Raw genomic sequence first — 20,915 nt, 5'->3', positions numbered from 1 at the left:
CTTGAGCATGGTCAGGAAAGGCCGCCTGATGGGTGTCGGCACCGGACCGGGTGATCCGGAACTGCTGACACTGAAAGCGGTCCGTGCCATTGCGGAGGCAGACGTGATCGCCTTCTTCGCGAAGAAGGGCGCAAACGGCAATGGCCGCGCCATTGTGGACCAGCATGTGCGTCCCGGCACGATCGAACTGCCGCTCGTCTATCCCGTCACCGTCGAAATGGACAAGGATGGCGATGATTACCGCGGCGCCATTGCCACGTTTTTCGACGCGTCCGCAGCGGCCATCGCCGACCATCTGGAAGAGGGGCGCACCGTTGCGGTGCTGAGCGAAGGCGATCCGCTGTTTTACGGCTCCTACATGCATCTGCATCTGCGCCTCGCCACGCGTTACGAGGCCGATGTCGTGCCGGGCGTCACCGCCATGTCGGGCTGCTGGTCGATGGCCGGCCTGCCGCTGGTGCAGGGCGACGACATTTTGAGCGTGCTGCCGGGCACCCTTGCGGAAAACAGTCTGGCCGAGCGACTTGCCGGCACCGATGGCGCCGTGATCATGAAGGTCGGCCGCAACCTGCCAAAGATCCGACGTGCCCTTACCACGGCCGGAAAGCTGGAAGGCGCGATCTATGTGGAGCGCGGCACCATGGCGACGGCCGCCATGATGCCACTGAGTGCGCGCGACGAAAGCCCGGCTCCCTATTTTTCTATCGTGCTGGTGCCCGGCTGGAAGGCGCGGCCATGAGAGGATCGCTGACGGTCATCGGGCTTGGCCCCGGCAATGCCGCCCAGGTGACGCCGCAAGCCTTGGCGGCGATTGAGGCTGGTGAAGATTTTTTCGGCTACGGCCCCTATGTCGACCGGCTGGAGTTGCGCGCCGACCAGCGTCGCCACGCTTCCGACAATCGCGAGGAAATTTCGCGCGCCGAAGCGGCTTTGACGCTGGCGGCGATGGGCGGCAAGGTCTGTGTCGTCTCCGGCGGGGATGCTGGCGTGTTTGCCATGGCGGCGGCCATGTGCGAAGCGATCGAGGCCGGACCTGCACATTGGCGCGAGATCGAATTTTCGGTCGTGCCGGGCATTACCGCGATGCTGGCGGTGGCCGCGCGGGTCGGAGCACCGCTTGGCCACGATTTCTGCGCGATATCCCTGTCCGACAACCTGAAGCCCTGGAATCTGATCGAAAAACGGTTGGTCGCGGCGGCTGGGGCCGGTTTCGTCATGGCCTTCTACAACCCCGTCAGCAAGGCTCGCCCGCACCAGCTTTCGCGTGCCTTCGATGTGCTGCGCGAACATCTGCCAGGTTCCGTACCCGTGATATTCGGCCGCGCTGCCGGCCGTCCCGACGAAAGGATGCGAATCGAAACGCTTGCGAACGCGCAATCCGACATGGCAGACATGGCCACCTGCATCATCGTCGGTTCGATCGAGACGAGGCTGATCGAGCGCCCCGGACGGGCGCCGCTCGTCTATTCGCCCCGCGCGGCAGGAAAGACCTGATCGAGATGAGAAAGCACGGCCTCGACGCTCGTAAACGAGGGGACGTCCGGCAGGATCGGTCGTTGGATGAGTATGACCTCAATTCCAAGGCTGCGCGCCGCTGCGATCTTGCCATAGCTGGCACTGCCGCCGGAATTTTTCGAAACGATCGCATCGATCCCGTATTGCGACAGAAGCACTCGCTCATCGGCCTCGTAAAACGGGCCGCGCGCGGTCAAGTAACTGGCCGAGGGGACGGCAAGCGGCGGCTCGACCGGATCGACGCTGCGCACCACATAGCGATGATGGGGGGCGCCCTCGAAGGGCAGCAGTTCCTGCCGTCCAAGCGCCAGAAAGACACGGCGGGGCACATGTCCCAGCGCGCCGACCGCATCCTCGACACTTTCCACGTGTATCCAACGATCCCCAGCCTGCTGATGCCAGCCATCGCGGCGCAAGGCAATCAGCGGAATGCCGGAAAGCCGGCTGGCCTCGGCGGCATTTGCGGAAATGCGGGCGGCATAGGGGTGGGTAGCGTCGATCAGCAGATCGATGCCGTTGTCGGCGAGGTGACCGGCAAGCCCCGGCGCGCCGCCGAACCCGCCGCGGCGGGTCGGCACCGGCATTTCGATCGGCGTCTGCGTGCGACCGGCAAGCGACAGGCTGGTCACGAAGCGGGCGTCCTTCGCCAAAGCGGTTGCCAAAAGGCGCGCTTCGGTCGTGCCGCCGAGAATGAGGATGGAGTTTTTCAAAATGCCTCCTGAATCGGACCCCCACCATGTAACCGCAGATCCGTGGTTGTCCATCATCGGTATTGGCGAAGACGGCGTGGCAGGGCTCGGCGCGCGGGCAAAGGCACTGATTGCCGATGCGAGCGTCGTCTTCGGCGGCAGGCGGCATCTCCACCTCGCGGCCCCGTTGATTCGTGATGGCAGGGGGGAAAGCTGGCCGCAGCCGTTCGATGCGGCAATGCAGGCCGTTGTTGCGCTGCGGGGCGAAAAGGTCTGCGTTCTGGCTTCCGGCGATCCCTTTCTGTTCGGTGTCGGCGTTACGCTTTCCCGACACGTGCCTCCCGGCGAATATGTTGCGATCCCACACCCGTCGGCGTTTTCGCTTGCCGCTGCACGCTTGGGCTGGGCCCTGCAGGATATCGAGACCGTTTCGTTACACGGCCGCTCACTGGATCTGATCCGCCCGCTTCTGCATCCGGGACGCAAGCTTCTGGCGCTGACATCGGACGAAGGCGGGCCGGCAGCGCTGGCGCGCCTGCTGACGGATAGCGGTTTCGGACAATCGCGCCTTACGGTTCTGGAGGCACTCGGCGGCGCGGATGAACGGGTTCGCCATGGTCTGGCGGAAACGTTCGCACTCGCAGCCATCAATGTCCTAAATATAGCTGCAGTCGAGGTTGTCGCCTCCCCAGGCGCCAGAATCCTGCCGCTTGCCTGCGGTCTCGACGACGACCTCTTCGACCATGACGGGCAGATCACCAAACGCCAGATCCGAGCCCTGACAATGTCGGCGCTCAGTCCCCGACGCGGTGAACTCCTGTGGGATATCGGTGCCGGGTCCGGCTCGGTGGGGATCGAATGGATGTTGCAGCATCCGTCCTTGCGGGCAATCGCCATCGAGACTGACGCAACCCGAGCGGTGCGGATCGGCCATAATGCGGCGGCGATGGGCGTGCCTGGCCTGCGGATCGTCAGGGGGAATGCGCCGGATGCGCTGGCCGGGTTGCCAGAGCCCGATGCGATCTTCATCGGCGGCGGCGGCAGCGAACCGGGCGTTTTCGACGCCGCCGTGGCGGCACTCCACCCCCATGGTCGCCTGGTGGCCAACGCCGTCACTCTCGAAATGGAAGCGGTGCTCCTGGCGGCTCATGCACGACTGGGCGGATCCCTTAGCCGGCTAGAAATATCACGCACAGCCCCGATCGGGACAATGTTCGGATGGCGGCCCGCCATGCCCGTGACGCAATGGAGCTGGACGAAACCGTGACCGCCGTTGCCACCTTTCCTTCGATCGTCGCCGGTATTGGCTGCCGCAAGGGCACGCCGTCGTCAGCAATCCTGGCCGTGCTGGACGAAGCGCTGGAGCAAGCCGGTCTTTCCGGGCTAAGGCCGGCCTTATTGGCCACGGGCGGCATCAAGGCCCATGAAGCCGGCCTGATTGCTGCGGCCGAAACCCTCGCCATTCCGATGGTGGTGATCGGGCGCGAGGCACTGGAGGCAGTCGCGTCGCGTACACTGACCGTCTCGGACATCAGCCTTGCGCATTCGGGCACGCCCAGCCTATGCGAAGCAGCCGCCTTGGCCGCCGCTGGCGAACCGGCACGGCTGGTGGCGCCGCGATTTGCGCGCAATGGCGTGACCTGTGCCATTGCCATCGTAAGGGGCGATCATGACCAGTGGATGGAAGCACCGTGGATACGGTAATGGGGATGCTATTCAGGCTGGCCCGCATACTGAGAAGAGAAAGACACGCAAATGACCGTCCACTTCATCGGCGCCGGACCGGGCGCGGCAGATCTGATTACCGTGCGCGGCCGCAACCTGATCGCCACATCCCCGGTCTGCCTGTTTGCCGGTTCGATCGTGCCGCGCGAATTGTTGACCTATTGCCCGCAGGATGCCCGCATCATCGATACGGCTTCGCTGTCGCTTGACCAGATCGAGGCCGAATACCTCAAGGCGCAGGCCGAGGGCAAGGACGTCGCGCGCCTGCATTCCGGTGATCTCTCCGTCTGGAGCGCTGTGGCCGAACAGATCCGCCGGCTGGAAAAGCACGGCATCGATTATACGATGACGCCGGGCGTACCTTCCTTTGCTGCCGCTGCTTCGGCACTGAGAAGGGAACTAACCATTCCGGAAGTGGCGCAGAGCCTCGTTCTCACCCGCGTATCCGGCCGGGCCTCGAAAATGCCGGAGGGCGAAACGCTCAAGGCTTTTGGCGCAACCGGCGCGACACTCGCCATCCATCTTGCCATCCACGCCCTCGGCAAGGTCGTGGAAGAACTGACGCCGCTTTACGGTGGCGATTGCCCGGTTGCGGTCGTGGTGCGGGCGACATGGCCGGACGAGCGGGTCTTTCGCGGCACGCTCTCGAACATCGAAAAGGAACTGGCGGCCGATCCGGTGGAACGCACCGCCCTCATCCTTGTCGGACCGGGTTTGGCTGCGCAGGATTTCAGGGAAAGCGCACTATACGACGCCGATTATGTGCGCCGGTTTAGGGGCGGAAGCGGCCCGGGATCGGATGGTCTGGCGTGATCGGTCGGCGTGAACGGCGCTTCGGCGACGAAATTCCCCTGGCGGTCGAAGATCAGGATTTCCAGAGAAATCTCAGCCGTACCGAGCACTTTCGCCGCCGTCTGCCACGCCAGCGCGGCAATCGCCGGGCCGAGTTCCAGGCCATCTTCAGCGGCAATTTCGAAAGCATGCAGCACCGTGTTCGCCATCCGGATACGCCCGGCCAGATGGTCGCTTGCGCCAGCATCCGCGGCAACCTTTGCCAGCCCGTCGAGATCGGCAAGCCCGCGCTTGGAATGAAGGTCGAGCATGCCTTGAGCGAGCTTGGTCATTTTCGCAACGCCCCCGGCAATGGTGACGCGCGGCACGGGATGGGTTTTCAGGTATTTCAGCATGCCACCGACGAAATCGCCCATATCGAGAAGCGCGACATCCGGCAGATCGTGGTATTTCTGTACGGCTGTTTCCGAGGTCATGCCGGTGGAACCGGCGACATGCGTGAGCCCTTCGGCGCGCGACACGTCGATGCCGCGCCAGATGGAATGGACCCAGGCGGCGCAGGAGAACGGGATAACGATGCCGGTCGTGCCGAGGATCGAAATGCCGCCCAGAATGCCAAGACGTCCATTCAGGGTTTTTTCCGCAATCTTCTCACCGTCCGCGACCGAAATCTCGACTTCGAAATCCCCCTCGCCGCCCGACACTTCGGCAATGGCGGCGGCGATCATCTGGCGGGGCACGGGGTTGATCGATGGTTCCCCGATACCCAGCGGCAGGCCTGGCCGTGTGACCGTGCCGACACCGCGACCGGCCTTGAAGGTGATGCCCGCGCCGGGGACACCGCGCCGCACGGTCGAGGAAATCAGTGCGCCATGTGTGACATCGGGATCATCGCCGGCATCCTTTATGATGGCAGCACGGGCAAAATCTCGGCCCAGTTCTTCGCCAGCGAGGGCAAAGGCCGGACGTTGTCCGCCCGGCAGGCCGACATCGACCGGATCGGGGAACCTGCCCGTCAGCAGCGCGGCACAGGCGGCCTTGGCGGCGGCCGCGGCACAGGTGCCGGTCGTCCATCCCCGCCGCAGGTTCTTGCCATCCGCTTCGATGCCAGCTTCACTCATGACCGTTTCTATAACGCCCCCCCCGGCCGCCGTCACCGGTAATAAGGTTTTTTGGATGTCACGCCCTCCCCGACCGCTTTTGACCAACAACGGATTTCCGGCATGACGGCGCGCGCTCTCATCATCGGCGCCCCTCGCTCCGGCTCGGGCAAGACAAGCGTCACGATCGGTCTTCTGCGTGCCTTTGCCCGGCGCGGGATCAAGGTCCGCGGTGTCAAATCGGGGCCGGATTACATCGACCCCGGTTTTCACCAGGCCGCGACAGGCTTGCCCGGCCTCAACCTCGATACCTGGGCGATGGAACCGGCACTGGTGGCACATCTGCTGAATGACGCGGCCTGTGACACCGAGCTCGTGCTGATCGAAAGCGCCATGGGTCTGTTCGACGGTATCGCGGGCGGCGAAGGCCGCACCGGTTCGGCCGCCGATCTGGCACGGCTTCTCGGTATCCCGGTTCTTCTGGTCCTCGACGTTTCTGGCCAGTCACAGACGGCGGCAGCGGTTGCCGTAGGGTTCAGACATTACGATCCTGACGTCAAAATCGCCGGCGTCATCATGAATCGGGCCGGTAGCGAGCGCCATGTCAGGCTATCCGGCGAGGCGATCACTGCGACCGGCTTGCCGCTTACAGGCGCGGTCCTGCGTAGTCCGGATCTGGTTCTGCCGGAGCGGCATCTGGGGCTGGTGCAGGCGAGCGAACATCCGCAGATCGAAAGTCATATCGAGAAGCTCGCCGATGTGATGGAAGCCTCCCTCGATCTCGATGCCATTTTCGATCTCGCCGTCCCCCTGATGCAAAGGGTCGAGATATCTGCGCAAGCCAATCTGCCGCCGCCGGGTCAGCGGATCGCCTTGGCACAGGATGCTGCTTTTACCTTTCTCTATCCGCATGTCGCCGCCCACTGGCGGGCGCATGGTGCTGAGATCGTGCCTTTCTCCCCTCTGGCTGATGAACCGCCGGCGGCTGATTGCGACGTCTGCTGGCTGCCCGGCGGCTATCCCGAACTGCATGCTGGTACGATTGCCGCTGCCGAAAGATTTCGCGCAGGACTGAAGGCGTTTGCGCAGACCCGACCGGTGCATGGGGAGTGCGGAGGATACATGGTGCTCGGCGAAACGCTCGAGGATGCCGATGGCGTCACGCACCGGATGACCGGCCTGCTGTCGCACAGGACCAGTTTCGCGAAACGTCGGATGAATCTTGGCTACCGGCAAGCCCTGATTGCCGTGGATGGGCCGCTGGGCAAGGCGGGCAGCGCGATCCGCGGCCATGAATTCCACTATGCCAGCATCGTGGATGGAGGATCGGATACCGCTTTCGCAACGATCGCGGACGGTACCGGCAAGCCTTTGGGCCTCTCCGGCGGTCGGCGCGACCAAGTCAGCGGCACCTTCTTTCACGCGATCGCCCGCGTCATCGATCGTTGAGGATGGCAGAGCCTGCCCGCCCCTTTGCGACATGGAAAAGCCCGCACGAATTGCGGGCCGGGCCAATGATCGGAAAACGTCATGCAGCCTTAGTGGCTGTTCTTATGGCTTTGCTGACCAGCCTTGACGTGCTGTTCATGCGTTCCGCCCTGCTTGCCAGATGAACCGGTGCCACGAGAGGAATTGTCCGAGCGGCTCGATGAGCCGGATGATGCTTTCACGCCCTGGTTCTTGTGGCTCTGCTGGCCGGCCTTGACGTGCTGTTCGTGGCTTCCACCTTGGTTTGCCATTTGGGTTCTCCTTGGTTTGTTCCGAGGCCGTTGGCGGCCTCGTGCTCCCAACAGAAAGACCCAAAAACTGTTCCTGCATTTTTTCCAACCAATTTCATTCAACAAACACCCTGACCGTCGCAGCACGCCCGACCGCGTCAATGACTGTCAGCGTCGAATAGCCGCCGCCATCCGGCAACCATTCGCTGGTGCGGCGGCGCGACAGGTCAGAAAGCGGCTGGCCATTGGCAAGCCAGCGGAACGGTGCTCGGCCCCCCTGCAGTTTCAGCGTCATCGGTTCCGGCGTGCCGCCCGAGGCAGCGCCAAGATCAACCCGTGCGCCTTCGGGCGGATACACGATCTGCGGGGCCGGCTCGCGCGCGGAAGCGGATATCAGACCGGACGCAGTCATGGAAAAACGGCGCTGGCTGATCGGCAGATCGGCCTGCGCTACACGCACCGCACCCGCTGGCGCCGAAGGCATGGGGGTGATGCCAATGCCTGAGCGGGAAAAAGCATCGAACAGGATCGGGGCGGCCGTGGCATATCCGGCAATGCCTGGCACAGCACCATTGTCAGGCCGGCCGACCCAGACGCCAAGCACATGGCGACCGTCATAACCGATCGACCAGGCGTCACGGTAACCGTAGCTGGTGCCGGTCTTGTAGGCGATGCCGAGACGTCGGCTGCCCTGCGGCGGCAGGACGTCTGAAAGAATATCGGTGACATTCCAGGTAGCAACTGGTTCCAGCAGTGGATCGGCGGGATCGATGCCCGGTTTTTCGCGCACGCCGTCGCCCAGCCGCACTGGCTGGCCGCGATTGGCAAGCCCGGCATAAAGCTGCACCAGATCTTTCAGCGACACACCGACACCGCCGAGACCGATGGCCAGACCCGGCGCCTCGCCAATCGGCAAAGCTGGTTTCACATCGGCACGACGAAACCGCATCATCAGTCGGCTGGGGCCGACCGCATCAAGAAGGCGAACGGCCGGAACGTTGAGCGACAGCTGCAGGGCCTGACGCACGGAAACGTCCCCCTGATAGCTCATGTCGAAATTGCGCGGGCGATAGCCGTGAAAATCGGAAGGGCGATCCTCGATCACCGTTTCCTGCGACACCAGCCCCTGTTCAAAGGCTAACCCATAAATGAAGGGTTTCAGGGTCGAACCGGGCGAACGATTGACGCGGGTCATATCCACCCAGCCCGAGCGGCTGGCGTCGAAATAGTCCGCTGACCCGACTTCGCCTATGATCTCGCCGGTGCGGGTATCGGCCATGACCATGGCGAGCGAAATTTTTGGGCCAAGCTTCTGCACGGCAGCGCGCGCGGCATCTTCCAATCCGCGCTGTACATCGCGCCTTAAGGTCGTGACGTGGCGGGTTTCCGTCGGTTGTTTGCGGATGGCGGCTTCGGCCAGATGCGCCGCATAGGCCGGCAATTGCAGGCGGCGCGACGGCACCGGATGCAGTGCCGCCTGTTCGGCCGCCCCCTCGCCAACCGTTTCTTTCACCGGCTCCCGTTCGAGCACGCGCTGGCGGGCGGCCGTCGCCGTCTGGCGATGACGATCCGGCCGGCGCGCTTCCGGCGATTGCGGCAGGGCGACAAGGAGCGCTGCTTCCGACACGGAAAGCCGGCGCGGTTCCTTGCCGAAATAGGCAAGGCTTGCAGCGCGCACGCCTTCGAGATTGCCGCCATAAGGTGCTAGCGTCAGGTAAAGATCGAGGATTTCAGCCTTCGACAGCCGCCGTTCGATCTGGATGGCGCGGGCGAGCTGCACGAATTTTGCCGAAAATGAGCGGTTTTCACGCGGTTCGATCAGTCGCGCCACCTGCATGGAGAGCGTGGAGGCACCCGAAACGATACGTCCATTGGTGACGAATTGCGTGGCAGCCCTTAACAGCGCCCAAGGATCGACGCCGGCATGATCGTAAAAACGCTGGTCCTCATAGGCCACCAGCATGCGCAAAAATTGCGGATCGACATCCGCCGCCTTGGTGCCCAAACGCCAGCGCCCGTCCGGCGTCGCGAAGGCGCGCAAAAGCTGGCCATCGGCATCCACCACCTCGCGCGAGATCACCGCCGCCTTGTCGAGCGGTGGCGGCCAGGCGCGATCGGCCGCTTCCAGCCCATAAACGGCCACCACACCGAGAAGCGTAATGGTGGCCGTGCCGATGAAGAATTTACGCCAGACCCGCATTATTGCGCCGCCTTCACCTCCATGCGGCCTGTCGCGGTGCGCGCCGAAAACTGCGGGCGATACATGTCCTCGACATAGGCTGCCGGGTGATCATAAACGCCGGGCGTGACCGCGCGGACCACATAGGCCAGCGAGATTTCGCGGTTATCGCCGCCCGAGCGATCGAAGGCGGCGACAAAACGGTCGTTGCGGAATTCCGTATGGGCGGCCTGTGTATCACCGATCCATTCGAAATTGGTAAGCTGGGCGCTGTCGACGAGGCTCGGATTGTCGATCTCGAAACCGGCAGGCAGGAGATCGGTGATGACGATGCGCGAGGCCCAGTCATTGCTTTCCGTCACCGTCAGTACCACGACGTAACGCTGGTTCTGTTCGGCTTCGGTGACGCTGATTTCCTCACCTTCCAGCGTGTAATAGGCGCGGGAAATCTGGAAACCATCGCCGCCCGCCGGCAGCGGCACGACCGGTGCGGCAACCGTAGTCAGCACCGCCGAGAGCGGATCTTGGCTGCGGTTGGCGAGCGTGACCGGATGATCGGCCAGTGCCGCCCCTTCGATGCGGGACATGTATGCACCCTTGTGGGCGGCACCATTGACCTGCAGGGCAATCCCGTCATCACCCTGCTGCAACGCGCGGGCCGCAAGCAGCATCCAGGCCTGTTCCTGGGTGCTGGTGTATTTCTTGTTGCGCCATTCGCTGGCAACGACCTTTGAAAGCTCCGGCACGATGGCCGGCACCGGACGGCTTTCGGCAGCAAGTGCCAGAACCGCCGCGCCATCGCGCAGCGACGAACCATAATCGGAGCGGGCGAGGCTGACCTTGCGGACCTGCGCGTCCTCGGCCATCTGCAGCGACTGGGCAAAAATGGTTTTTGAACGCTGGGCATCGCCATAAAGCGCAAGCGACGCGGCAAGATGCGCCTTGGCGAGCGGTGTCGGGAATTCCGCCAGCATCGTATCGGCGTAATAGCGCAGGTCGCTGATGGCGGCCTTGCGGTTGCGCGACAGGACATAGAGCGCATAGGCGATCTCGTTGCCCTTGTCGCGCACGCTGTTGTCGTAACCCAGACCGTTCTGCAGGTTTTCCAGCGCCTGCACCAAGGCCTGATCCGGCACCGTATAACCCTGTTCGCGGGCGCGGCTCAGGAAGTCGGTGACATAGGAATCCAGCCAAAGATCACCCGAGCCCGGCGACCACAGACCAAAACTGCCCGAGGACGACTGGTAGGAGAGAACGCGGTAGATCGCATCCTGCACCCGCTTCTTGATCTCGGCCTCGTCGGCCAGACCGTTCTTCTGCGCGAGTTCGCTCAGATAGAGCAGCGGCAGCGCGCGGCTGGTCGTCTGTTCGGCGCAGCCGTAAGGGTAACGGTCGAGGCTGGTCAGCAGCGAGGGGATATCGAACTCCGCCGAACGGCTGACATTGAGCGCAATCGAGGCACCCGGCAGAATGCTGTCGGCAAACAGATCGCCATTCACCGTGAGGCTGCTGCCGGGGGCGAGCGAGATGACACGGCGCGTGGTGATCGGCAGCGTTGCCGGGCGAACCGGCAGGTAAAGCGCCTGTTCCAGGGCCATGCCGCTATCATTCGTCAGACGGATATTGATCTGGCCATCACCGGGTTCGACGCCGGAGATTCTTAGGGCAACATTCTGCTTGCCACCGGGCTGCAGTTGCAGCGTCTGTTCCGGTGCTGCGACAGAAATCGCGTCGTTGCCGGTGACCGACAGGCGGTAGCTTCCGGCGGGCGCATCGGTGTTGGCGATGTCGAGGCGCAGGTTGGCTTCATCGCCCGGTGCGAGGAAACGCGGCAGGCTGGCGGTGACGACAACCGGATCACGGATGATGACATCGGTCACGCCATGGCCGACACCGGTCTTCGACCAGGCAACCGCCATGACACGTGCCGTGCCGTTGAACTGCGGGCTATCGAAACTGACCTTGGCATTGCCATCCCCATCGAGTTTCACCGGACCGGAGAAGAAAGCGACCAGCTTTTCCTTCGGCGGGCTGGCCTGCAGCGCCATGCTGCCGCCATCGCCACCAGTGCGGATCCGGCCCATGGCGCCGAGCGAGCCATCGATCAGCCGGCCATAAAGATCACGGATTTCCAGGCCGAGGCGACGCTGGCCAAAATAGAAATCGTCCGGGGCCGGCGGTTCATAACGCGTCAGGTTGAGAATGCCGACATCGACCGCGGCAACCGTGACATACGCTTCCTCACCCACACCGGCACCGGCGACATTGACGGCGACTTCCAGCGGCTGGCGCGGAAGCGTCTTTTCCGGTGCCGTCAGTTTGATCGCCAGATCGCGCGCTTCGGGATCGACCTTCAGCCAGGTGATGCCGATTGCGCGCATCGGCATGCGGCTATCCTGCGCCTCGCCGGGGCGATAAAGCGTGGCAGTGACATAGGAACCGGCACCCCAGTTTTCCGTGACCGGGATGTCCACCTCCCCCCCGTTTTCGCCGATATCGACGTTTTCGACCGTAATCAGCTGTTCGGCACCGCCCATGACCATGAGCGAACCGGCATAACGCGACGCGATTTTCAGCTTCGCCGTTTCGCCGACCTTGTAGCTCGGCTTGTCGAGAGCGACTTCCAGCGCATCCGGGGTTTCGGTGGAACTGGCGGTCACGAACCAGCCGGCATCGAATTCGACGCTCGACTGCGGCCCGCCGGCTTCAGGCGTTTCCACTTCAAGCCGGTAACGACCCCAAGCGGCCTGCACGGAAATCTCGCCGCCATCCTTGGTCAGATCGACCTTGCCGTTGGAAACCTGCTCGGTGCGGGTGATCGGTTCGTAACGCCAGGAACCGCCCTCGCGATACCACTGGTAACGGCGCTCCAGCTTGACCAGTTTCCACAACGCCCCATTGGAGGCGACCTTGTTGCCGGTCTCATCAACCATCACGACATGGAATTTGCCGACCGCATTTTCGGGAAGATCGCCGGAAAATTCCGGTTTGATGCCGAGGCGCGGTCCATCGGCACGCACCGGAAGCGTCAGCTTGCGCTCTACCGCACGGCCGCCGCCTTCCTGCATGCGCACGACGATGTCTGCCGAGACCAACTGCGTGGTGGAGGGGATTTCCGCGACGGCGGCATCGAATGTTGCCTTGCCGTTTTCATCGAGAGGATCGAGCCCTTCGAGCGGCAGGCGGGTGGCTTCCGCAGCTTCCTCATCGGCGAGACCGAAGAAATACCCCTTGAAGGCCTCCGTCTCGCGCGACGGTTTCAGCACCACTTCGCCTTCGAGATTGAGCCCGGCAGCCGGCGCGCCGTAAAGATAACGGCCATCGACATTGACCGGCAGCGGTTCGCCGACCGTGATCGTGGAAACGTCACTGGTCAGGTCGAACTCGATGCGATCCGGCACGAAATCGTCGACCAGAAATTCCTTCGAGGCGATGGCGCTGCCCTTGGGATCGGTAAACACCTGCATGGTCCAGGTGCCACGCATGGAAGTTTCCTGCAGCGGAAGGTCGAGCGTGTAACCGCCAAGCTGGCCATTTTCGACCTGACGACGATCCTCGACACCATCCGGGCGCAGGAACACAAAAGTCAGCGGCAGGTTTTCGATCGCGTTGGAATTGACATCACGCGCCAACGCCGAGGCATGCACGGTTTCACCGGCGCGATAAATGCCACGTTCAGTGAAAGCAAACACATCGATCGCGCCGGGTGCGGCACGGCCGGTGACGCCACGGTCGGACAGATCGAAACCGGCGCGGGTCATGTCGAGGAAGACGTAATCCGTATCACCGTTCTTGGCGGTCAGCACGGCGGGCGTCATGGCGGCGGTGCCGCGCATCAGACCGGCGGTGAAACTGGCGCGACCGTCGGCATCGGTTTTCAACGTGCCGAGAATTTCGTTGTTTTTGGCGAGAAGCTGCAACTCCACATCCGCGACCGGCCTGGCCGTGGAGAGTGAACGGACGAAGACATTCAGTCCATCTGTGCCGGCATAGGTGGAAATACCGAGATCCGACACCACGAACCACTGTGTCGCCTTGTTCTCCCAACTGTCTGCATCCGCATTGGGCAGGCTGGCGGTCATCACGTAAACGCCTGGCTTGCGCTGCGGCAGAGCTTCATCGACCGGAAAACTGGTGACGACGTCCTTGTTCATTTCCTGGCCGATGTCGAGCGAGCCTTGCCAAACCAGTTCACCGCTTTCCTCCTGAATGCGGTTGGCATTGTAGCCATCCATCTGGGTCAGGAATTGCGACGAGGTGAGAAGCGGCGCAATGCCGCGCTCGCCGATCCGATACAGTTTGAGCGCGGCGCTCGGCGTGTTGACGGAGACGAGCGGAATGCCGCGGCGCGCCGTCGACGGCAGGACAAAACTGTCGCCGGTGAAACGCAGCGACGGCGAGCGGTCCTTGACGTAGATATCGACATCGACGGCGGCGACGAGGTTTTCATCGACGGAAGACGGCAGGCCACGGCGGAGCGTCAGCTTGTAACGCTGGCCATGAGTGAGGCCTTCGACGCAGATCTGGTTGTCCTTGGCTTCCATGGCCTTTGGCGCCGCCCCATCCAGCGTGACGAAGGGGGCGTAATCGATGCCGGCCTTCACCAGCGGTTCGGAGAACTGCACGCAGGCGCGCGCTTCGGCGCTATCGGCATCGACCGTGTTGCCTACAACGCGGAAACCAAAACGCTGAACGAGATCCTGATAGACCGCCTGCACCGTCTTGGCGTTGACCAGCGCGAGGCTTTCCTTGAGCGCATTGATGGCCGCGCGGTGATTGGCCTGTCGGGCCAGCCCGCCGCCGAGAAGGGCGAGAGCCTCGGCCCTGCTCTGGGTCGAGCGGCTTAGCTGATAACCATTGATCGCGGCCATAACCGACTGCTCGGCAAACTCACTATTGTTTTCGACGCTGCCGGCGGCACGCGCCATTTCCAGCCACAGAGCACCGTCCTGCCGGTCTATGGAAAGCGCACTGCGATAGGCGGGCAATGCCGCATCGATATCATTGCCGAGCACTTCCAGCTGCGCCAGCGCCTTGAGGCTTTCCAGCCCTTGTCCTTGCAGGTTGGCATCCAGCTGCAGGCCATCCTTGAATTCTCGGGCCTGCTGGACCAGTTCCTCGGACAGGAAGCCGAGACGGGGGGCGGCACCGATGTCCGGTTGCGCGGCAATCTCGACGACCTTGCCGGCGACTGCGCCGGGAGCCGCGTTCAGCGTGTTGAAGTCGGATTTCAGGAAGCACCATTTTGCCTTCGTATTATAGGTGAAGGCCCGGCAGGATCGATCATCGATGCAGGCGCTCTGGCACTGGTTGACGTCGATATTCTTCACGGTGCGAAGGTCGAAACCGGGATAGTCGCTGTTTTCGTTGGTGATAGCCTGCCGTCGCGTTTCCTGTGCTGTCAGCGGCGCGGCAAAGGCCAGGGCGCTTAAAAGGAAAGCCGAAATGCGGAAAAAAGCGCGTTTAGACATCAAAGGTCCTCCCCAACGCGAAGCCGTGAGCCGGTATGCGATAGTCTGATTTTGCGAATGCTTGTCAATGCTCGCGACAGGTATGCGCCACTGCTCACACAAGCTCAAGATGGAAGATTTACCGCGTCCGGTTGACGATAGACAGGCAGAGGATAGGTGGGCAGAATGCGTCTTACCGAAGACAGCGACGGGTGCTGGCGCGATGAGCGATGAAATGTCCGAACCTGAGGCGACCAAGCTGACGGAAACCAAACGGAAATGGGCAGCGGAGGGACGGTTTTTGACCGGTCTGATCGCGCGCCCGCAGGCGGAACGCCTCCCGCCGGGACAGCATCTGGTCAAAAACTGGCCCGTCCTCGATCTGGGCCAGCAACCCGATATATCCAAGGAACGATGGCGGCTGGAGGTCAGCGGGCTTGTGCTGCATCCGCTGACCCTGAATTGGGCCACATTGCAGGACTTGCCGCAAAGCACCAACCTCTCAGACATCCACTGTGTCACCACCTGGTCGCGCTACGACAACCACTGGCGCGGCGTGAAAATTCGCGACCTCCTGGATCTGGTCCATCCCAAGGACGAGGCGAGCGCGGTGATGTTGACCAGCTATGATGGTTACACGACCAATTTGCCGCTTGCCGATTTCGCCTCGCCAGAGGCGATGCTGGTGACGGAGTGGGAAGGCCAGCCGCTCACGCCCGAACATGGCGGACCGGTGCGGCTGGTGGTGCCGCATCTCTACTTCTGGAAAAGTGCCAAATGGCTGAGCCGCATCGCGTTCATCCGCGAGGACCAGCCGGGTTTCTGGGAGAGGAACGGTTATCACATGCGCGGCGACCCCTGGGCTGAGGAGCGGTATGCGCAGGACTGATGAGGATCAGCGCGGCTTGGCCAGAGCGTTGCGCGCCCGTGCGTTCGCCCAGGTCGCACTGGCCGCGATACCGCCAAGCGGAAAGACGTGGGCCTGGGTGATCCTGCTCTGCGGGTGCGTTGCGCAATAAGCCTCGATCGTGTCGACCAGATCGGTCGGCTCGAACGGTACCAGCAGTTTGCGCAGATCCAGCGCCCGTTTCTGCAGGATCGAGAGCGATGGGCCAATGCCGCAGGAAATCGCGAACTTGATCAATGTCTGCAATTTGGTCGGCCCGGCAACGCCCAGATGAATCGGCAGATCGATCCCTTCGGCGAAAATGCGCTCTGCCCAGGCGATGACCGGTCCCGCATCGAAGGCGAACTGGGTGACAATGGCCATTTTTGCGTCGGTACGTTGTGCATAGTCGTGTTTTGAACGCAGAGCCGCGTCGACATTGGCCGTTCCGCCGTTGCGGTCGATATCGCGATTGCCCTCCGGATGGCCGGCCACATGCAGACAACTGAAGCCATGCCGGTCAAACAGGCCGGTTTCCAGCATGGCCATCACGCTGTCGAGATCGCCCGCCCGCCTGGCATGACCGCCTCCCAGCAGCAGTGCCTGTTCGACACCGGCGTCCTCGCTATAACGCCGCAACCAGTCATTCAAAACGGCGGCATCGCCAATCCCCCGGGCGGGCATGTGCGGCATGGGGGCAAATCCATCGTCTGCCAGACGCCGCGCGGTGGCCACCATATCATCGATCGACGTGCCCTCGATATGGGCGATATAGACCCGCGTTCCCGCCGGCAGAAGCTGGCGGAAATCGTCGATCTTTGCGGCCGTGCGCGGTGTGACCTCAATCGAGAAATGCGACAGAAGGTTGATTGCATCAGGCGAGATCGCCGATGCCGCTTCCCGATCGGTCAGTGCAAAAGCCATAAAATTTCCCGTATCCGATATCCGCGGTACCGCCGTTGCCAACCACCCGCTTTCGAGCATGAATATCAGGTTAGGAGGGTTTTGTCGTCTGCGCACGCCGCAGGGGCGACATGCACGGGCAGATCCGCTCTACAGATCGGCAGAGCAGGGTGCTCAGACGGCGAGATAATTGTGCCTCAGTTCGGCATTCTCAAGAACATCGGCCGCTGCACCGCTATAAACCAGCGTACCGGTATCCATGATCACCGCCTTGTCGGAGAGCCTCAAGGCGGCGACGGCGTTCTGCTCCACGATGATCGTCGTGATGCCGAGATCGCGGATCTGCCGGACGATCTTTTCGATTTCCTGGACGATGACCGGTGCGAGCCCCTCATAGGGTTCATCGAGAAACAGGATCTTCAGATCCCGCGCCAGAGCGCGCGCGACTGCCAGCATCTGCTGCTCGCCACCGGACATGGTCGTGGCTTCCTGTTTGCGACGTTCGGCAAGACGGGGAAAATGATCGTATATCTTTTCCAGGGACCAGCCCTTCTGTCCAGATACCTGCGCCAACGCCAAGTTCTCCTCCACTGTCAGGCCGCCGATGATGCGGCGATCTTCCGGCACAAGTTGCACGCCCGCCTGTGCCGCCTGATAGGATTTCATCCGGTGCAGCGGCTGGCCATCGAGCCAGATTTCGCCACTTTTCAAGATCGGGCTGTCGGCGCGGGCAAGCGCGCGAAGCGTAGACGTCTTGCCGGCACCGTTACGGCCGAGCAGCGACAGCACCTCGCCCTTGGCGATGGAGAAGGAAACGCCCTGGACGATGTATGATTCGCCGTACCAGGCATGGACGTCCTCGACACTGAAGAAAGCCCTCTCCTCGACAGGCTCCATGCTGTGGGCTCCTTTCAACGCACTGTTGCGGCTCACGGCGTTCATACGTGCGCTTCTCCCAGATAGGCTTCCTTGACCTTGGGATTGCCGCGCACTTCATCGGGCAGGCCGTCGGCAATGACCCGTCCCTGCGCCAGAACGCTGATGCGATCGGCCAGCGAAAAGACGACATGCATGTCATGCTCGATGATGACCTTGGTCATGCCGCGCGCCTTGATCCGCTTCAGAAGTTCGATCGTCATGTTGGTATCGTGGCGCGACATGCCGGCTGTCGGCTCGTCCAGGAGCAGCAGCTTGGGTTTCTGGATCAGGCACATGGCCAGTTCCAGCCGCCGCTTGTCGCCGCGTGACAGCGACCCCGCCAGCTGATGGCGGCGCTCCAGCAAACCGACATCGCCGAGATGGAATTCCGCCGCTTCGCGAATATCGCTCTCGTTTTCGACCGATTGCAGAGCGTGGAACCGATAGGCGCCATCGCGCCTGGCGAAGGCTGGGATCATCACATTGTCGAGGAGGGACAGATCGGGAAAGATTTCCGGTGTCTGGAAGACGCGGCTGACACCGAGTTGGTTGATCTCGTGCGGGCGCTGCTGATCGAGCGTGGTCCCGGCGAACACGACATGGCCCTGATCCGGCCGGATGCGGCCGATACAGACATTGAGCAGCGTCGATTTCCCGGCGCCGTTGGGGCCGATTATGGCGTGGACGGTGCCCTCCGCGACGCTGATATCGACATCGGTCAGCGCTTTGAGACCACCGAAGCGTTTGCTAACGTCGGCAACGTGCAGAACGATATTCCTGTCGGACATGGCCGTTACTCCGCCGGTTGAGGGTTCGAAGCAGCGGCCGCTCCACGACCGCCACGGCGCCGGATGAAAGCCGAAATCCGTCTTATCCCTTCCATGATTCCGCCGGGCAGGAAGATGACGATCAACACGAAGATGACGCCGAGCGTCAGATGCCAGCCCTCGCCGACGAACAACGACAGCGTGCCCACCAGCGGGTTTTCGATACTGTCGGGCAGAAAGTCGAAAATCCGGTGGAGCGTCTGTTCGTTAAAGGCGGAGAAGATGTTTTCGAAATATTTGATGACGGCGGCGCCCAGGATCGGTCCCACCAGCGTTCCGGCGCCGCCGAGAATGGTCATCAGCACCACTTCCCCGGAGGCCGTCCATTGCATGCGTTCGGCACCGGCAAGCGGATCGGTCACCGCCATCAGCGACCCCGCAAGGCCGGCATAGACGCCTGAGATGACGAAGGCGGCCAGCAGATAGGGTCGGTTGTGAAATCCGGTATAGCGCATGCGGTTCTGGTTGGATTTCAGCGCCCGCAGCATCAACCCGAAGGGGGAGCGGAAAATTTTGATCGCGAAGAAGAAACCGAGGATGAGCATGACGGCACAGAAATAGAAACCGGCATAGCCACCGCCGCTCAGGCCGATGCCGAACAGTTCGACGCGCGGCAGGCCACCGGTTGCAGCGCCGGCCATCCGGTCAAGCACGCGCGGGTCGCCGAGCGTGAGCTGCAGGCCGGTTTCACCGTTGGTAAGCGGCGTCAGCACCGAATAGGCGAGATTGTAGAACATCTGCGCGAAGGCTAGCGTCAGGATGGAAAAGTAGATGCCGGACCGGCGCAAGGCTACATAACCGATAACGACGGCCACCAGGCCGACCACAAGCATCGAAAAAAGGATAGCCGGCAAAGCGTTCATGGTCAGCAGCTTGAACATCCACAGCGCTGCGTAGGAACCGATGCCGATGAAAGCGGCGTGCCCGAAGGAGAGATAGCCGGTCAGGCCGAACAGGATGTTGAAGCCGAGCGCGAAGATGCCGAAAATGCAGAATTTCTGCATCAGCGCCGGATAGGCGGCGCCAAGCGGTTGCAGCGAGATCGGCAGCGTCAGCACGACGAGGGCGAAGCCGACGAACAGCAACCAGTCCTGCTTGGAAAGATTAAGGGACAAGGTCTACTCCTCCATGACGCCGGCGCGTCCCATCAGGCCGCGCGGCAGGGTCAGCAAGACGGCGACCGCCACGAGATAGATGATGATCTGGTCGATACCGGGAATGAGCGCCTTCACCTCGTTCATCGACGCGAAGGATTGCAGGATGCCGAGGAGGAACCCCGCCAGCACTGCTCCGCCAAGCGACCCCATGCCGCCGACGACCACGACCACGAAGGACAGGACGAGAAAGTCCATGCCGATATGGTAATCCGGCGGAAGGATCGGCGTATGCATGACCCCGGCCACGCCGGCCACGACGGCGGCAATGCCGAACACCACGGTGAAACGCCGCTCGATATTGATACCGAGAAGGCCGACCGTCTCGCGGTCGCGCATGCCCGCCCTGACCACCATGCCATAGGTGGTGAAGCGCAGGAAGGCGAAGACGGCGCCGATGACCGAAAGCGAGAAGAAGAGATAGATCATCCGCCACCACGGGTAAGGCAGTGCGTTTCCCAGCCCGATCGCTTCACCCACAGCTGCTGTGCCGCGAAACGCGGCCGGCGCTGGCTGCGGAATAGGGTTGGCGCCGAAATAGTGTCGGATGATTTCCTGGATAACGATAGCCAGGCCGAAGGTGACGAGAATCTGCTCGGAATGCGGACGCTTGTAGAAATGGCGAATCAGTCCGCGCTCAAGCGCAATGCCGACCAGAAGCATGACCGGTATGGCAAGAAGCACCGCAGCCGGAACCGAGTAATCGATCAGGATCTTGCCCGGTTCGCCAAGCCAGGCCTCCACATAGGGCTTGCGCACCTCCATGGGCGTGCCCCAGGGCGTGGTCTGGCTCGGATCGATCGTTACCGATTGCAGGGTCAGAAGCTTGTTGAAACCGACGGCGCAGAAGGCGCCCATCATGAACAGCGCCCCATGCGCGAAATTGACGACGCCCAGCGTTCCGAAAACAAGGGTGAGGCCGAGCGCGATCAGCGCATAGGCGCCACCCTTGTCGAGCCCGTTCAGGATCTGCAGCAGTATCGCGTCCATGAGACCGCCATGAAAATGGAGTTGCGACGAGCCCGCCGGGTGCCGAAGCGCCCGGCGGTCGAGATCCGG

17 protein-coding genes are annotated in these 20,915 nt (G+C 62.5%); 7 read left to right on the top strand and 10 right to left on the bottom strand.

Going from position 1 to position 20,915, the window contains the following annotated elements:
- The first annotated feature begins 7 nt into the window (after nt 1-7).
- Together ACQKKX_RS10580 and ACQKKX_RS10575 are read left to right on the top strand one after the other, a co-directional pair.
- Entirely contained in the window at nt 8-739 is a 732-nt protein-coding gene (locus ACQKKX_RS10580; protein WP_427570892.1) for a precorrin-2 C(20)-methyltransferase, read from the top strand.
- Nucleotides 736-1,494 carry a precorrin-3B C(17)-methyltransferase gene (locus ACQKKX_RS10575; protein ID WP_427570654.1) on the top strand — a complete coding sequence of 253 codons (759 nt, stop codon included), beginning with the start codon at nt 736-738 and terminating at the stop codon, nt 1,492-1,494. The genes ACQKKX_RS10580 and ACQKKX_RS10575 overlap by 4 nt, the downstream gene beginning before the upstream one ends.
- Here the strand turns inward: ACQKKX_RS10575 and ACQKKX_RS10570 are convergent.
- Nucleotides 1,464-2,225 carry a cobalt-precorrin-6A reductase gene (locus ACQKKX_RS10570; protein ID WP_427570653.1) on the bottom strand — a complete coding sequence of 254 codons (762 nt, stop codon included), beginning with the start codon at nt 2,223-2,225 and terminating at the stop codon, nt 1,464-1,466. The two genes, ACQKKX_RS10575 and ACQKKX_RS10570, sit on opposite strands and share 31 nt — an antisense overlap.
- Nucleotide 2,226: 1 nt before the next feature.
- On the opposite strand from ACQKKX_RS10570, the gene cbiE reads away from it, so the two are divergent.
- Genes cbiE through cobM form a run of 3 tightly spaced genes read left to right on the top strand, consistent with a single transcriptional unit; the run spans nt 2,227 to nt 4,742 of the window.
- Nucleotides 2,227-3,471: a precorrin-6y C5,15-methyltransferase (decarboxylating) subunit CbiE gene (cbiE, locus tag ACQKKX_RS10565; RefSeq protein ID WP_427570652.1), complete on the top strand. Its 1,245-nt coding sequence runs from the start codon at nt 2,227-2,229 to the stop codon at nt 3,469-3,471.
- Nucleotides 3,468-3,908, top strand: a complete 441-nt coding sequence (locus ACQKKX_RS10560) for a cobalamin biosynthesis protein (protein ID WP_427570651.1) — start codon at nt 3,468-3,470, stop codon at nt 3,906-3,908. The genes cbiE and ACQKKX_RS10560 overlap by 4 nt, the downstream gene beginning before the upstream one ends.
- 51 nt (nt 3,909-3,959) lie before the next feature.
- A complete protein-coding gene (gene cobM, locus ACQKKX_RS10555) occupies nt 3,960-4,742 on the top strand; it encodes a precorrin-4 C(11)-methyltransferase (RefSeq protein WP_427570650.1) in 783 nt (260 codons plus the stop codon).
- Here cobM and ACQKKX_RS10550 read toward each other — a convergent pair.
- A complete protein-coding gene (locus tag ACQKKX_RS10550; protein ID WP_427570891.1) occupies nt 4,688-5,827 on the bottom strand; it encodes a cobalt-precorrin-5B (C(1))-methyltransferase in 1,140 nt (379 codons plus the stop codon). The two genes, cobM and ACQKKX_RS10550, sit on opposite strands and share 55 nt — an antisense overlap.
- Nucleotides 5,828-5,944: 117 nt before the next feature.
- On the opposite strand from ACQKKX_RS10550, the gene ACQKKX_RS10545 reads away from it, so the two are divergent.
- A complete protein-coding gene (locus ACQKKX_RS10545; protein WP_427570649.1) occupies nt 5,945-7,270 on the top strand; it encodes a cobyrinate a,c-diamide synthase in 1,326 nt (441 codons plus the stop codon).
- Nucleotides 7,271-7,359: 89 nt separating this feature from the next.
- On the opposite strand, the gene ACQKKX_RS10540 is transcribed toward ACQKKX_RS10545, so the two are convergent.
- The 3 genes from ACQKKX_RS10540 to ACQKKX_RS10530 all read right to left on the bottom strand — a co-directional run bounded on the left by ACQKKX_RS10540 (nt 7,360) and on the right by ACQKKX_RS10530 (nt 15,189).
- On the bottom strand, nt 7,360-7,560 hold the full coding sequence (locus tag ACQKKX_RS10540; protein WP_427570648.1) for a hypothetical protein: 201 nt from the start codon (nt 7,558-7,560) through the stop codon (nt 7,360-7,362).
- Nucleotides 7,561-7,654: 94 nt separating this feature from the next.
- Complete coding sequence (pbpC, locus tag ACQKKX_RS10535; RefSeq protein WP_427570647.1) at nt 7,655-9,739, bottom strand: penicillin-binding protein 1C; 2,085 nt, start codon at nt 9,737-9,739, stop codon at nt 7,655-7,657.
- Nucleotides 9,739-15,189, bottom strand: a complete 5,451-nt coding sequence (locus ACQKKX_RS10530; protein ID WP_427570646.1) for an alpha-2-macroglobulin family protein — start codon at nt 15,187-15,189, stop codon at nt 9,739-9,741. Before ACQKKX_RS10530 ends, pbpC begins: the two co-directional genes overlap by 1 nt.
- A 202-nt stretch (nt 15,190-15,391) precedes the next feature.
- On the opposite strand from ACQKKX_RS10530, the gene ACQKKX_RS10525 reads away from it, so the two are divergent.
- Nucleotides 15,392-16,057 carry a sulfite oxidase-like oxidoreductase gene (locus tag ACQKKX_RS10525; protein WP_427570890.1) on the top strand — a complete coding sequence of 222 codons (666 nt, stop codon included), beginning with the start codon at nt 15,392-15,394 and terminating at the stop codon, nt 16,055-16,057.
- A 6-nt stretch (nt 16,058-16,063) separates the two neighbouring features.
- Here ACQKKX_RS10525 and ACQKKX_RS10520 read toward each other — a convergent pair whose 3' ends face one another.
- The 5 genes from ACQKKX_RS10520 to ACQKKX_RS10500 all read right to left on the bottom strand — a co-directional run bounded on the left by ACQKKX_RS10520 (nt 16,064) and on the right by ACQKKX_RS10500 (nt 20,846).
- Nucleotides 16,064-16,978, bottom strand: coding sequence for a methylenetetrahydrofolate reductase (locus tag ACQKKX_RS10520; protein WP_427570645.1), 915 nt, complete (start codon nt 16,976-16,978; stop codon nt 16,064-16,066).
- A gap of 153 nt (nt 16,979-17,131) precedes the next feature.
- The gene (locus tag ACQKKX_RS10515; RefSeq protein ID WP_427570644.1) at nt 17,132-17,854 is read right to left on the bottom strand and encodes an ABC transporter ATP-binding protein; all 723 of its coding nucleotides are present in this window, start codon (nt 17,852-17,854) and stop codon (nt 17,132-17,134) included.
- Between the two features lie 41 nt (nt 17,855-17,895).
- On the bottom strand, nt 17,896-18,663 hold the full coding sequence (locus tag ACQKKX_RS10510) for an ABC transporter ATP-binding protein (protein ID WP_427570643.1): 768 nt from the start codon (nt 18,661-18,663) through the stop codon (nt 17,896-17,898).
- A gap of 5 nt (nt 18,664-18,668) precedes the next feature.
- Nucleotides 18,669-19,817 carry a branched-chain amino acid ABC transporter permease gene (locus ACQKKX_RS10505; protein ID WP_427570642.1) on the bottom strand — a complete coding sequence of 383 codons (1,149 nt, stop codon included), beginning with the start codon at nt 19,815-19,817 and terminating at the stop codon, nt 18,669-18,671.
- Nucleotides 19,818-19,820: 3 nt separating this feature from the next.
- A complete protein-coding gene (locus tag ACQKKX_RS10500) occupies nt 19,821-20,846 on the bottom strand; it encodes a branched-chain amino acid ABC transporter permease (RefSeq protein WP_427570641.1) in 1,026 nt (341 codons plus the stop codon).
- Nucleotides 20,847-20,915 lie beyond the last annotated feature (69 nt).

The sequence above is a fragment of the Neorhizobium sp. NPDC001467 genome, from assembly GCF_050275975.1.
Taxonomy (GTDB): Bacteria; Pseudomonadota; Alphaproteobacteria; order Rhizobiales; family Rhizobiaceae; genus Neorhizobium.
Note: the sequence above shows the minus strand (reverse complement) of the source record. Positions and strands in the feature narration are given on the sequence as shown.